11 protein-coding genes are annotated in these 13,942 nt (G+C 69.7%); 6 read left to right on the top strand and 5 right to left on the bottom strand.

The window, feature by feature from the left end; genetic code table 11:
• Positions 1–66 precede the first annotated feature (66 nt).
• Positions 67–783: a hemolysin III family protein gene (locus ACIBKX_RS21050; RefSeq protein WP_363275967.1), complete on the bottom strand. Its 717-nt coding sequence runs from the start codon at positions 781–783 to the stop codon at positions 67–69.
• 309 nt (positions 784–1,092) lie between these two features.
• On the opposite strand from ACIBKX_RS21050, the gene ACIBKX_RS21045 reads away from it, so the two are divergent.
• Together ACIBKX_RS21045 and ACIBKX_RS21040 are read left to right on the top strand one after the other, a co-directional pair.
• Positions 1,093–2,934: a phosphoenolpyruvate carboxykinase (GTP) gene (locus ACIBKX_RS21045; RefSeq protein WP_363275968.1), complete on the top strand. Its 1,842-nt coding sequence runs from the start codon at positions 1,093–1,095 to the stop codon at positions 2,932–2,934.
• 218 nt (positions 2,935–3,152) lie between these two features.
• Entirely contained in the window at positions 3,153–4,868 is a 1,716-nt protein-coding gene (locus ACIBKX_RS21040) for an Ig-like domain repeat protein (protein WP_363275969.1), read from the top strand.
• 173 nt (positions 4,869–5,041) lie between these two features.
• Here the strand turns inward: ACIBKX_RS21040 and ACIBKX_RS21035 are convergent, their stop codons facing one another.
• Both ACIBKX_RS21035 and ACIBKX_RS21030 read right to left on the bottom strand, forming a co-directional pair.
• The gene (locus ACIBKX_RS21035; protein ID WP_363275970.1) at positions 5,042–5,452 is read right to left on the bottom strand and encodes a hypothetical protein; all 411 of its coding nucleotides are present in this window, start codon (positions 5,450–5,452) and stop codon (positions 5,042–5,044) included.
• Between the two features lie 133 nt (positions 5,453–5,585).
• A complete protein-coding gene (locus ACIBKX_RS21030; protein ID WP_363275971.1) occupies positions 5,586–6,797 on the bottom strand; it encodes a pyridoxal phosphate-dependent aminotransferase in 1,212 nt (403 codons plus the stop codon).
• 304 nt (positions 6,798–7,101) lie between these two features.
• Here ACIBKX_RS21030 and ACIBKX_RS21025 point away from each other — a divergent pair, with 304 nt between their 5' ends.
• Together ACIBKX_RS21025 and ACIBKX_RS21020 are read left to right on the top strand one after the other, a co-directional pair.
• On the top strand, positions 7,102–7,935 hold the full coding sequence (locus ACIBKX_RS21025; RefSeq protein WP_363275972.1) for a serine protease: 834 nt from the start codon (positions 7,102–7,104) through the stop codon (positions 7,933–7,935).
• Between the two features lie 194 nt (positions 7,936–8,129).
• Positions 8,130–8,990: a serine protease gene (locus tag ACIBKX_RS21020; RefSeq protein ID WP_363275973.1), complete on the top strand. Its 861-nt coding sequence runs from the start codon at positions 8,130–8,132 to the stop codon at positions 8,988–8,990.
• 19 nt (positions 8,991–9,009) lie between these two features.
• Here the strand turns inward: ACIBKX_RS21020 and ACIBKX_RS21015 are convergent, their stop codons facing one another.
• Both ACIBKX_RS21015 and ACIBKX_RS21010 read right to left on the bottom strand, forming a co-directional pair.
• A complete protein-coding gene (locus ACIBKX_RS21015; protein ID WP_363275974.1) occupies positions 9,010–10,623 on the bottom strand; it encodes a D-aminoacylase in 1,614 nt (537 codons plus the stop codon).
• Between the two features lie 76 nt (positions 10,624–10,699).
• Positions 10,700–11,995 (bottom strand): amino acid deaminase, encoded by a 1,296-nt coding sequence (locus ACIBKX_RS21010; protein ID WP_363275975.1) that lies wholly within the window; start codon positions 11,993–11,995, stop codon positions 10,700–10,702.
• A 139-nt stretch (positions 11,996–12,134) separates the two neighbouring features.
• On the opposite strand from ACIBKX_RS21010, the gene ACIBKX_RS21005 reads away from it, so the two are divergent.
• Together ACIBKX_RS21005 and ACIBKX_RS21000 are read left to right on the top strand one after the other, a co-directional pair.
• Entirely contained in the window at positions 12,135–13,187 is a 1,053-nt protein-coding gene (locus tag ACIBKX_RS21005; RefSeq protein WP_363275976.1) for a sugar kinase, read from the top strand.
• Positions 13,184–13,942, top strand: a complete 759-nt coding sequence (locus tag ACIBKX_RS21000; RefSeq protein WP_363275977.1) for an IclR family transcriptional regulator — start codon at positions 13,184–13,186, stop codon at positions 13,940–13,942. The genes ACIBKX_RS21005 and ACIBKX_RS21000 overlap by 4 nt, the downstream gene beginning before the upstream one ends.

Below are 13,942 nucleotides of genomic sequence, written 5' to 3'. Positions count from 1 at the left end.
CGGACATGCGAAAGGCCGCGGCTCGAAAGCCGCGGCCCGGGGGGAGGAGTTCCAGCGCTGTCGTGACTACCCGTGCTGGTAGGCCACCAGTGAGATCCCCACGTAATGCACCGCGAACGCCGCCAGCGTCAGCGAGTGGAAGACCTCGTGGAAGCCGAAGAAGCGCGGGGACGGGTTCGGGCGCTTGATGCCGTAGATCACGCCGCCCACGCTGTAGAGCAGCCCGCCGACGATCACAAGGACGAGTACGGCGATGCCGCCCGCCCGCAGGAAGTCCGGCAGGAAGAAGACCGCCGCCCAGCCCATCGCGATGTAGCAGGGGGTGTAGAGCCAGCGCGGGGCGCCGACCCAGAAGACCCGGAAGAGAATGCCGGCCACCGCCGCGCCCCAGACGCCCCAGAGCAGCCACTGCCCCTTGGAGTCGGGTAGGAGCAGCAGGGTGAGCGGTGTGTACGTACCCGCGATGATCAGGAAGATGTTGGCGTGATCCAGTCGGCGCAGGACGCCGTCCGCCCGCGGGCCCCAGTTGCCCCGGTGGTAGATCGCGCTCACGCCGAAGAGCAGGCAGGCCGTGAGGACGTAGATGCCACAGGCGATCCGGCCGCGGGTGGAGTCCGCGAGCGCGGTCAGCACCAGGCCGGCGACGAGCACCGCGGGGAACATGCCCGCGTGCAGCCAGCCGCGCATCTTCGGCTTCAGCGGGAGCGGCGGGGCGGCGAGCGCAGCCGAACCCGGGCCTGCGGCCGGGGAGTTCGTGAGCGCGTCGGGTGCGGGGGCGGTCATGGGCGGAATCGTACCTACGGAACCGTAAGTTAGACATCAATCCGGACGGACCCACTGCCCACAAGTGGCGATGCTCACGGTCTTGCCCGAGCGTACAAGTGATCCGTGCGTGGCCGGAAGGCGGTGCGCGCGAGTGGCGATGCTCACGCCGCTCACGTGTGAGGCACTCTGGACATATGCGCGGAAGCGTCGGATGATCAAATGAGTGCGGTCGGCACCGGATGAGCGCCAGAGGGATCAAAACGTGAAGCGTCCGGGTCGCAGCCCCCACGGGGCAACAAACCTAAAACCCCTCGTATAGGAGCAATCGTGGCGCGCGACATCGCGGCTCCCCTTTCCGTGGACACCGTTCCCACCAAGCACCAGGGGCTCGTCTCCTGGGTGAACGAGATCGCCGAGCTGACGCAGCCGGACCGTGTGGTCTGGTGCGACGGCTCAGAGGCCGAGTACGAGCGCCTCTGCGAGGAGCTCGTGGCCAAGGGCACGTTCAAGAAGCTCGACCCGATCAAGCGCCCGAACTCCTACTACGCGGCCTCCGACCCGACCGACGTCGCGCGCGTCGAGGACCGCACCTTCATCTGCTCCGAGAAGGAGGAGGACGCGGGCCCGACCAACCACTGGAAGGCCCCCGCCGAGATGCGGGAGATCTTCGCCGGTATCGACGGCAAGGGCGGCGTCTTCCGGGGCTCCATGCGCGGCCGCACCATGTACATCGTGCCCTTCTGCATGGGCCCCGTCGGCTCGCCGCTGTCCGCGATCGGCGTCGAGATCACCGACTCCGCGTACGTCGCCGTCTCCATGCGCACCATGACCCGGATGGGCCAGGCGGTCCTGGACGAGCTCGGCTCCGACGGCTTCTTCGTCAAGGCCGTGCACACGCTCGGCGCCCCGCTGGAGGACGGCCGGGCGGACGTGCCGTGGCCGTGCAACTCCACGAAGTACATCTCGCACTTCCCCGAGGACCGCGAGATCTGGTCGTACGGCTCGGGCTACGGCGGCAACGCCCTGCTGGGCAAGAAGTGCTACGCGCTGCGCATCGCCTCCGTCATGGCGCGTGACGAGGGCTGGCTCGCCGAGCACATGCTGATCCTCAAGCTCACCCCGCCGCAGGGCGAGTCCAAGTACGTCGCCGCCGCCTTCCCCTCCGCCTGCGGCAAGACCAACCTCGCCATGCTGGAGCCCACGATCTCCGGCTGGACCGTCGAGACCATCGGCGACGACATCGCCTGGATGCGGTTCGGCGAGGACGGCCGCCTCTACGCGATCAACCCCGAGGCCGGCTTCTTCGGCGTCGCGCCCGGCACCGGCGAGCACACCAACGCCAACGCCATGAAGACGCTGTGGGGCAACTCGGTCTTCACGAACGTCGCGCTCACGGACGACGGCGACGTCTGGTGGGAGGGCATGACGGAGGAGACTCCGAAGCACCTCACCGACTGGAAGGGCAACGACTGGACCCCCGAGTCCGGCGTCCCGGCCGCGCACCCGAACGCCCGCTTCACCACCCCCGCCTCGCAGTGCCCGATCATCGCGCCCGAGTGGGAGGACCCCAAGGGCGTGCCGATCTCGGCGATCCTCTTCGGTGGCCGCCGCGCCAGCGCCGTGCCGCTGGTGACCGAGTCCTTCGACTGGAACCACGGCGTCTTCCTCGGCGCGAACGTCGCCTCCGAGAAGACCGCCGCCGCCGAGGGCAAGGTCGGCGAGCTGCGCCGCGACCCGTTCGCCATGCTGCCGTTCTGCGGCTACAACATGGGCGACTACATGGCCCACTGGGTCAAGGTCGGCGCAGACAAGGACCAGGCCAAGCTCCCCAAGATCTACTACGTCAACTGGTTCCGCAAGAACGCCGACGGCAAGTTCGTGTGGCCCGGCTTCGGCGAGAACTCCCGCGTCCTGAAGTGGATCGTGGACCGCCTCGACGGCCGCGCGGAAGGCGTCGAGACGCCCATCGGCATCCTGCCGACGAAGGAGTCCCTGGACACCGAGGGTCTCGAACTCGCCGACTCCGACCTGGAGTTCCTGCTCACGGTCGACAAGGAGGTCTGGCGCGAGGAGGCCGCCCTGGTCCCCGAGCACCTCAACACCTTCGGCGACCACACGCCCACCGAGCTGTGGGACGAGTACCGCTCCCTGGTGCAGCGCCTCGGCTGACACCACCCGTACCCGGAAGGGCCCCGCACAACGGCGTGCGGGGCCCTTCCGCATGTCCGGCCGCTCTTCCGCATCTGTACGTAAACACATTTTGTGTGCGTCGCCTTCACATAGACCCCACATGTTTCAATGTCCCCACAAGGCGGCCCGTGATCGAAACGGGCCGTCAAATGAGCCTGTGGGGGGCCAAGTTGAAGAAATCTCAGCGATTGAGACGTATGACGGGCATCGCTCTCGCGGCGACGCTCGGCTCGACGGGTCTGGTCGCCGTCGGGACACCCGCCGCGTACGCCGCGACCCCGTCGGACGAGGTCGTGAAGCTGCCGATCTCCTCGTACTCGGCGATCGCCGTGGACTCGGTGCACGAGCGGGTCTTCGTCTCGGACAACAACCGCGGCTACTACTCCAACACCGGAATCGTCGCCGTCTACGACTTCCAGGGCCACAAGATCAGTTCGTGGACCACGGAGACCCGCGTGTCGGGCCTCGCGCTGAGCGCGGACAGCAACACGCTCTACACCGGCGAGCGCAGCCGCATCGCCACCTACGACACCACGACGCTGCAGCGGACCGGTGTCACCAACGCGTACGAGGAGACCTGCGGACGTGAACTCGCCGTGACGGGCGAGACGCCGTGGTGGACGACCCAGAACACGAGCTATGTGTCCGAGTGCGCCGAGGCGCGGAGCGACGTCGACAGCCTGGTCGGCGGCACCCTCACCCGGACCAACTGGAACGCGCCCGGCAGGCTGGACCTGGAGGCCGCCCCCTCGGGCGCGAAGCGGTTCTTCATGGGGCAGGAGGCGGGGCCGAAGGAGGCCAACCCGTCGCTGGCCTCCTTCAACACCGAGGGCGACAACCCCGTGCGCGACGCCGTACGCCGCTTCGCCGACGGCGAGGGCAAGGGGGCGCTGCAGCTGAAGGACCTGGCGGTCAGCGCCGACGGCAAGCGGGTGGCGGTCGCGGACGCCGCGTACGGCACCCGGCTGCTGAACTCCGGTGACCTGTCGGACGCGAGCACGCCCTATCAGGCGCTGCCCGAGGGGGCCAAGGCCTCCGCGGTGGCGTTCGGCGGCGACGGAAAGTATGTGGCGCGCGGCGCGGCCGCCACCGGCAGCACCGCCGATCTGCTGATCCAGCCCGCCGACCCGGCGGACGGGACGACACCGTTCGAGTTCGCCTTCGAGGGCCCGCTCGACGGCACCCGTGTCGTGCCGCGCGGCCTCGACTGGTCCAAGGACGGGGCGCGGCTCTTCGCGGTGACGACCAACGCGGTCGGCAACGAGTACTGGCTGCACATCATCCAGCCGCCGGCCGCGCAGTACGACTCGCGCTTCACGGGCGGGCTCAGCACCACGCCCACCAAGGCCGTCGTCGGTGAACCCCTCGGTATCCGGGGCAAGTTGGAGCTGGACGGACCCGCGCCCGCCGAGCCCGTGAAGGTCACCGCCGTACGCAAGGACGCCGACGGCACGACGGAAGTGGCGGCGGCCAAGGTCGCGGCGGACGGCAGCTTCACCGTCCTTGACGTACCGGACCGCGTCGGCGAGTCGACGTACACCCTGCGCTTCCTGGGTGACGTCACGCACCGCCCGGCCGAGGACGTCACCGTCACGGTCGACGTGGCCAAGGCCCCGACGGCGATCGAGCTGACGGCACCGGCCGAGGCGAGCCGCGCGACCGGCGTCGAGATCACCGGAAAGCTGACCGGCCAGGGCCGCGCGCTGCCGTCCGGGATCAACCTGAAGGTGACCCGCACGGACCGCTTCGGCACGACGGGCGAGCTGACGTCGGCACCGGTCGCGTCGGACGGCACGTTCCGCGTCAAGGACCTGCCGAGCAAGCGCGGCAGGACGGTGTATGCGGTGAGCTACGAGGGCGATGCGCTGCACAGCGGATCGTCGGCGGATGCGACGGTGCGGGTGACCGGCTAGCGGTGGAGATGGCTCCCGGTCCGAACGCCTCGGGGCGTTCGGACCGGGGCCGATTGTGGGGGAGAGCCTTCCGGGGGGCGCCCCGACTGTGGGCACGGGCCCCGTAGGGGCGCGGGGAACTGCGTGACCAGCCACAACGCACCCGCAGGCGCGCAATCAGCCCGAGCGGCAGCTCAGTGGGCACCGACCAGCCGGGCCGCACCTTCGTGCGCATCCATGCGGTGGGCGGCAAGAATCGCGGCAGAGGTATCCGCACGGGACGCCGCCACAACCAGCGCCCGCCCGGCGAGGGCATGCGCCCGCTGATGCAACGCGGTGAGATGCGGCTCGTGAATGGCCCGCGCCACAGACGCCCGTACGGGCGACAGCCCGCCCCGCAGCCGGGTGACCTCAAGGGCCAGCTCCTCCGCGGCGGCGTCCAGCTCCGCGGCCGGCGCCAGCGCACGCAACTCGTCCGTGACGGCAAGCAGCGCCGCGAGATGTCCGGCGAGCTGGATGTCCAGCTCCTCCTCGCGGGTGTGGTGCGGATAGTTCGCGTGGTCGGCCGTCGAGTGGACCGACTTGGTGCGGATCGGCTCATACATGGGACGGCCTCCAAGGCGGGTAGCTTGAGACCATCCTAGCTTAGATTCTGTCTAAAGTTGAGCCGGACTAAAGCTGGTCCGGATACCCGGGCCGGGTAGGCGGGGCGGGTAGGCGGGGCGGCCGCGGCTGCCGCTACGGCTGGCTGTAACCGTCCAGGAAGTTCCCGATCCGCGTCATCGCCTCGGTCAGATCCGTGGCCGTGGGCAGCGTGACGATGCGGAAGTGATCGGGCTCGGGCCAGTTGAACCCGGTCCCGTGCACGACCATGATCTTCTCGGCCCGCAGCAGGTCGAGCACCATCTGCCGGTCGTCCTTGATCTTGAAGACCTTCGGGTCGAGCCGCGGGAAGAGATACAGCGAGCCCTTCGGCTTCACACAGCTCACGCCGGGGATCTGTGTCAGCAGGTCGTACGCCGCGTCGCGCTGTTCGAGCAGCCGCCCGCCCGGAAGCACGAGATCGTTGATCGTCTGCCGCCCGCTCAGCGCGGCGACGACGCCGTGCTGGCCCGGCATGTTCGCGCACAGGCGCATGTTCGCGAGGATCGTCAGGCCCTCGATGTACGAGGAGGCGTGCGCCTTCGGGCCCGAGATCGCCATCCAGCCGACCCGGTAGCCGGCCACCCGGTAAGCCTTCGACATCCCGTTGAACGTCAAGGTCAGCAGGTCGGGGGCGATCGAGGCGGTGGGGGTGTGTGTGGCACCGTCGTACAGGATCTTGTCGTAGATCTCGTCGGAGCAGACGAGCAGATTGTGCCGGCGGGCGATGTCCGTGAGGCCGCGCAGCATGTCCTCGCTGTAGACGGCGCCCGTCGGGTTGTTCGGGTTGATGATCACGATCGCCTTGGTGCGGTCGGTCACCTTGCGCTCGATGTCGGCGAGGTCCGGCATCCAGTCCGCCTGCTCGTCGCAGCGGTAATGCACGGCCGTGCCGCCGGAGAGCGAGACGGCCGCCGTCCACAGCGGATAGTCCGGTGCCGGTACGAGGACCTCGTCGCCGTCGTCGAGCAGGCCCTGCATGGCCATGACGATCAGCTCGGAGACGCCGTTGCCGATGAAGACGTGCTCCACGTCGGTCTCGATGCCCAGGGTCTGGTTGTGCATGACCACGGCGCGGCGCGCGGCGAGCAGGCCCTTCGCGTCTCCGTAGCCATGCGCCGAGCCCACGTTGCGGAGGACGTCCTCCAGGATCTCGGGCGGGCACTCGAACCCGAAGGCCGCGGGGTTGCCGGTGTTGAGCTTGAGGATGCGGTGTCCGGCCGCCTCGAGCCGCATCGCCTCCTCGAGTACCGGACCCCGGATCTCGTAACAGACGTTGGCGAGCTTCGTCGACTGGATGACCTGCATGTCCGCGAGCTTACGGCCGCGTCAGGGGGCCCGCCTCGTGTTTTTGGACACGTCGGGTGACGTCGGGTGACGGGGGCGTCCGTGCGGGGGCTGGACGAGGGCCGGACGGGGGCCGGACGGGGGCCGGACGGGGGGCCGGACAGGGGGGACTGTCCTCTCAGCGGTCAGTTGTGTCCGTTTGTGGTCTTGTCCTGGCGCCCAGGTGCCCCAACAATGCGCATGACAAAACCGAGAACCTTCGGTCACACAGGCAACAAGCCATCAAGGCTTCAAGCCATCAAGCCATCAAGAGGGGACCCCCCACATGAACAAGCCTCTCGTCGGTGCGTGCTTCGCCGTGCTCTTCCTGGGAGCCACGGCGGCACCCGCGACGGCCGTCAGCGTCGAACGGCCCGCCAAGCCCAAGGCGGTCGACTTCGCCGGGACGGTGGCACTGAGCAACTGTTCCGGCTCCGTCGTGCGCGTGCCCGACTCGAAGCCGGAGGACCCGGCGCTCGTCATGTCCAACGGCCACTGCCTGGAGAGCGGCTTCCCCGGCCCCGGTGAGGTCGTCGTCGACCAGCCGTCGTCGCGCAGCTTCACTCTCCTGAAGGCGAACGGCAGCGACGCCGGGACCGTCACGGCGAGCAAGGTCGCGTACGGGACGATGACGGACACGGACCTCTCGCTGTACGAACTGACCAGCACCTACAGCGACATCGAGTCGAAGTACGGCATCAAGGCGCTGGAGCTGAACTCGGCGCGCCCCGAGCAGGGCCGGAAGATCACGGTCGCCTCCGGGTACTGGAAGAAGCTCTACAAGTGCAGCATCGACGGCTTCGCCTACCAGCTGAAGGAGGGGAAGTGGACCTGGAAGGACTCGGTCCGCTACACCCCCGACTGCCAGACCATCGGCGGTACTTCGGGCTCCCCGGTGATCGACGACGAGACCGGCAAGGTCGTCGCCGTCAACAACACCGGCAACGAGGACGGTCAGGAGTGCACGGACAACAACCCGTGCGAGGTCGACGAGAACGGCAAGGTGACGGTCCGCAAGGGCATCAACTACGCCCAGCAGACGTACGGCATCGTGCCCTGCGTCGCCCCCGGCAACAAGATCGACCTGAGCCGCGAGGGCTGCGCGCTCCCCAAGCCGTGAGCTGAGTCGAACCGACCGCGGGGCGGTACGGACAGTCGGCTGATCCGCGACTGATCCGTACCGCCCCGCGGGCACAACGCAAGGGTTCACACCTCTTGTCCGTGCGCGTGGCCCCCCGAAGAATGACGCTGCCCATGACAACACGGCACGGCATGGGTGTCGTACGTCCACAACTACGTACAGGGGGGCTCCACATGAAGAAGGCTCTCGCGGGCGGGTTACTCGCCCTCACCCTCGTGGGATTCAGCGCGGCACCGGCGGTCGCGGCCCCGGACAGCGGATCGGCGCCGCAGGCCGAACCGGCCGCCAAGGCCGTCGACTTCGCCGGGACGGTGGCGCTGAGCAACTGTTCCGGCTCGGTGGTCCGCATGCCGCAGTCCAAGGCGGACGACCCCGCGCTCGTCCTCTCCAACGGCCACTGCCTGGAGACCGGATTCCCGGCCGCCGGCGAGGTCGTCGTCGACCAGCCGTCCACCCGCACCTTCAAGCTGCTCGACGCGAAGGGCGCCGAGAAGGCGACGCTCAAGGCGAGCAAGATCTCGTACGCGACGATGACCGACACGGACATCTCGCTGTACCAACTCACCACCAGCTACGGCGAGATCAAGAAGAAGTACGGCATCAGCGCGCTGGAGATCGAGGACGACCACCCGGTCAAGGGCCGGGCGATCACCGTTGTCTCCGGCTACTGGAAGCAGACGTACACCTGCAAGATCGACGGCTTCGTCTACCGCCTCAAGGAAGGCGAGTGGACCTGGAAGGACTCGGTCCGCTACACCCCCGAGTGCCAGACGATCGGCGGAACCTCGGGCTCGCCCGTGATCGACCACAAGACCGGCAAGGTCACCGCGGTCAACAACACGGGCAACGAGGACGGCGAGCGCTGCACCCTCAACAACCCCTGCGAGGTGGACAGGAACGGCAAGGTGACCGTCCGCCACGGCATCAACTACGCCCAGCAGACCTACGGCATCGTGCCGTGCGTGACCCACGACAGCAAGATCGACCTGAACCGGCCGGGATGCAAGCTGCCCCGGCCGGCCGCAGTTCGCTGACGCCGGTCGCTGACGCAGGTCAGGGCGTGCGGCGCACGGACCGTCCCGCGAGGACGTCCGTGCGCCGGCCGTCCCGCATCACGAACTCGCCGTCGATCAGGACGTGCGGGATGCCGGTGGGCAGGGTGCGCGGGGCGTCGAAGGTGGAGCCCGCCGCGACCGTCTCCGGGTCGAAGAGGACCAGGTCGGCGCGGTAGCCCTCACGGACCACGCCGCGGTCGGGCAGTCGCAGGCGGGCCGCCGGGCGCGAGGTGAGGTGGGCGACCGTCTCCTCCAGGGGCATGACACCCAACTCCCTTGCGTAGCGCCCGAGATACTGCGGGAACGTGCCGTATGCGCGAGGGTGCGGCTTGAAGCCCTGGAGGATGCCGTCGCTGCCGCCGGTGTGCACGCGGTGGCGCATGATCGCCTGGACGTTCTCCTCGTGGCCGACGTGCTGGAGGATCGTCGAGCCCAGCCTGTCGTTGATGAGCAGGCGGCGCGCGGTGATCCAGGGCTCCTCGCCGCGGGCGTCCGCGGACTGCTGCACCGTCTTGCCCACGCAGGAGGCCAGGCCCGGATCGCTGACCCCCGAGATCTCGATCTTGTCCCATTCGATGGGTACGCCGTGACAGCCGTCGGCGCCGATGACCTCCATGTGGTGGCGGATCTTCTCGGCGGTCGCGTCGTCCTGGAGGCGGGCCAGGATCGCGTCGGGGCCGCCTTCGCCGGCCCAGCTGGGCAGCATGGCCACGAGAGTCGTGCAGCCGGGGGTGTAGGGGTAGGTGTCGAGGGTGATGTCGGCGCCCTGCGCGAGCGCCTCGTCGAGGAGGGCCAGCAGGTCAGGGGCCTTGCCCTTGTTCACGCCGAAGTTCATCGTGGCGTGGGCGAGGTGGAGGGGGCAGTTCGCGACGCGCGTGAGGTCGACCATCTCCTCGTACGCCTGGAGCGCGCCGGCCCCGTAACTCCGGTGATGCGGGCAGTAGTAGCCGTCGTACCGGGCCACGACCTTGCAGAGCTCGGTCAGTTCGGAGTCGTCCGCGTACATGCCGGGGGTGTACGTGAGGCCGGACGACATGCCGACGGCGCCTTCCGCCATGCCCTCGGCGACGAGCTGCTTCATGCGGTCGATCTCCGCGGGGGTGGCCGGGCGGTCGTCCCAGCCGAGGGCGTACATCCGGACGGTGCCCTGCGGGATGAGGTAGGCGGCGTTCACCGCGATGCCGCGGCCGCCGTGGGCGGTGTCGAGGGCGTCCAGATAGCCGCCGACGGTGCGCCACGTGAAGTCGATGTCGCTGCCGTCGCCGTTCCAGCCGGTGATGGCCCGGCGGACCTGGGCGAGGGTGCGGTCGTCGACGGGGGCGTACGACAGACCGTCCTGGCCGATGACCTCCAGGGTGACGCCCTGGGCGGCCTTCGCGCTGTGGTCCGGGTCGCGCAGGAGGGCCAGGTCGCTGTGCGCGTGCATGTCGATGAAGCCGGGCGCGAGGGCGAGCCCCTGGGCTTCGACCGTTTCCGCCGCGGAGGGGCGGGGGCCGCCTTCTCCCTCCCGGTGGATCGTGCTGATCCTGCCCTCGTGTACGCCGACGTCCGCGCGGTAGGAGGCACCTCCGGTGCCGTCGATGACGCGGGCGTCCCGGATGACCAGGTCCATGGGGGTGCCTCTCTGTGTGCGTTGCTTGTCCGCGGGGCGACGGTGGGCGGGGCGTGCCCCACCCACCGCACGGTCGCTAGAAGTACGTCCGGATGTAATCCGTGACCGTGCCGTCCGCCTCGACCAGGGGGATCAGCTGCCACTTGTCGAAGGACGTGCAGGGGTGGGACAGGCCCATGCCGATCCAGTCGCCCACCGAGAGGTCCGCCTCCGGGGTCGTGCGGATCCAGGCGTGCTGGTCCGAGAGGCCCGTCACCGTCACCCCCGTGGCAGGCTCCTCCGCCCCGTCGCGGCGCACGACCTGCGCCTCCGGGAGGTCGAGGTCGTACGCGGCGTCCCGCTTGCCCGCGTTGGCGAACGCCTGCTCCCGCGAGGGGCGGGAGACGATCTGGGCCCAGAGGCGGAAGGCGGGCTCCAGGGCGCCCTCCTCCGGGACGCGGTTGAACGGCGTCAGATGACGGTAGTGACCGTCGTCGTGCGATACGTACGCACCCGAGCGCAGCAACTTCAGGACCGGCAGCGACAGTTCGGGGACCTCCGCGAACTCGTCCGCCACCGCGTCGAACCACGCACTGCCGCCCGCGCTGAGCACGACTTCGTCCAGATCCGCGAAACGGTGCTCCTTGTCGAGGTCGACGAGGAGCGACACCAGCCGCCGCAGCCACGCGTGCACCCGCTCCGGCGTCGCGTCCGGCACCTCGCCCTCGTACCCGGCGACGCCCACCAGCCGCAGCGTGTCCGCGCTCGCGACGGCGTCGGCGATCTCGAGGCACTCGGCCTCGGTCCGCACGCCCGTACGCGCGCCGTCCCCGGCGGCCAGCTCCAGCACCACGTCGACGGGCCGCGTCGCCCCCGCCTCGCGCAGAGCGGCGTGCATGAGGGCCACGCCCGGCACGGAGTCGACGTAACAGATGAAGCGGAACGACGGGTCCGCGGCCAGCTCGGCGGCCAGCCAGCGCAGCGCCGCCGCGTCCACCAGCTCATTGGCGAGGAAGATCCGCTCCACCCCGAAGGCGCGCGCGACCCGCACCTGGTGCGGCACCGCCAGCGTGATGCCCCACGCCCCGCGCTCCACCTGCCGGGCGAAGAGCTGCGGTGCCATGGACGTCTTGCCGTGCGGCGCGAAGGCCAGGCCGTGCCGCTCGGAGTACGTCTCCATCAGTGCGAGGTTGTGCTCCAGGCGCTCCGCGGAGAGCGCGAGGACGGGCGTGGTGAAGCCGCCCGTGAAGAGGTTGCGGCGCTGGGCCGCCAGCTCGCCGACCGTGAGCCCGTCCGCGTCCGGCGGCAGGGCCTTGAAGCGGTGGTCGATCCGCTCGTCGGCGAGCCGGCCGACTTCCCGGTCAAGACGTCCGACGGCGTTGTCGGCGGCCATGTGCGCCTCCTCGAAAAGGTGCGTTGCAGGATATGCAACGGTCATTGCGTATGTCGCTTACTGCTGTCTAACATCCGAGCCAACGCCGGGTCAACGGATCCGGAGAGCCGATCAGGAGCAGCAAGGGGTTGGGGCGAAAGTGACCGCACACGGAGCACCGGGCAGCGCGTACGGCACGGACGTCGTGGCGCTCGGCGAGTCCATGGTCACGTTCCTGCCCTCCCGCGCCGGCCGCCTCGCCGACGTACCCTCCTTCGATCGCGGAATCGGCGGTGCCGAGTCCAACGTCGCCTGCGCCCTCGCGGCGGCGGGACACCGCGCCCGCTGGGTCAGCCGGGTCGGCGCCGACGGCTTCGGCGACCACCTCGTCGAGGCGATCGGACGGTACGGAGTCGACACCTCCGCCGTCGCCCGCGACCCGCACCGCCCCACCGGCATCTACTTCCGCACCGCCGACGACCGCGACACCGACGCCCACGAGGTCCTCTACTACCGCGCCGGATCCGCCGCCTCCGCGATGTCCACGACCAACGTCGACCAGGCCGCACTGCGCTCCGGCTACCTGCTGCACCTATCCGGCATCACCGCCGCGCTCTCCGCGGACTGCCTGGACCTGCTGCGCGCGCTCACGGATGTCGCGACGGGCGCGGACGGCGTCTCCTTCGACGTCAACTACCGTCCGGGACTGTGGCCGGACGGCGGCCAGGAGGTGCTCCTCGACCTCGCGCGCGGCGCCGACCTCGTCTTTGTCGGCGAGGACGAGGCCGCGGAAGCCTGGGGCATCACCGGCGGCCCCGACGCGATCCGAGCCGCCCTGCCCGAGCCGCAGCTCCTCGTCGTCAAGCGGGGCGCGGACGGCGCCGTCGCCTACGGCAGCAGGGGTACGCGGCACGAGGAGCCCGCACCCCGCGTCGATGTCGTCGCGGCGGTCGGCGCCGGTGACGCCTTCGCCGCCGGATTCCTCTCCGCGACGCTGCGGAAACTCCCCATAGGACAGCGGCTGCGCCACGGCCACCTCATGGCCGCCGCCGCGCTCACCGTCCCCGGCGACCTCGCCACGCCGCCTTCCCGGGACCACGCCGACCGCCTCGCCGCCCTCGACACGGCCGCCTGGGAGAGACTGCACCTCGGCCCCGGCTGGACCGCAGCCGCCGCCGACCAAGCAGCCGCGCAGGAGGTACATACGTCATGAGCCAGACCGTCGACCGAGCCCTGTCCATCCTGCCGCTGCTCGCCGAGGGGCCCGCCGACCTCGGCCAGGTCGCCGAGCGCCTGGACGTGCACAAGTCCACCGCGCTCCGACTCCTGCGCACGCTGCACGAACACGGCCTGGTCTACCGCCAGTCCGACCAGCGCTACCGCCTCGGCGCGCGCCTCTTCGCGCTCGCCCAGGAGGCCGTCGAGAACCTCGACGTACGCGAGATCGCCCACCCCCACCTCCTCGCCCTGAACGAGAAGTGCGGCCACACGGTCCACCTCGCGGTCTACGAGGAGCAGGAAGTCCTCTACATCGACAAGGTGGAGAGCCGCTATCCGGTGCGGATGTACTCGCGCATCGGAAAGCCGGTGGCGATCACGGTCGCCGCCGTCGCGAAGCTCCTCCTCTCCGACTTCCCCGAAGCCGAGCGCCGCGCCATCGCGGAGAAGCTCGACTACCCCACCTACACGTCCCGTTCGACGCCCAACGCCGCAGCGTTCCTGCGGGAGTTGGAGAAGGTGCGCGAACAGGGCTGGGCCACCGACCTCGGTGGCCACGAGGAGTCCATCAACTGCATCGGGGCCCCCATCCGCGGTGCGGACGGCCGGGTCGTCGCCGCCATGTCGGTCTCCGCGCCGAACGTCGTCGTCACCGCCGACGAACTCCTCACGCTGCTCCCGCTGGTGCGCCGTACGGCGGACGCCATCAGCCGGGAGTACTCCGGCAAGTCACCCCTCAAGGAAGCCTGA

This window comes from Streptomyces sp. NPDC050658, assembly GCF_044457025.1.
Taxonomy (GTDB): Bacteria; Actinomycetota; Actinomycetes; order Streptomycetales; family Streptomycetaceae; genus Streptomyces.
Note: the sequence above shows the minus strand (reverse complement) of the source record. Positions and strands in the feature narration are given on the sequence as shown.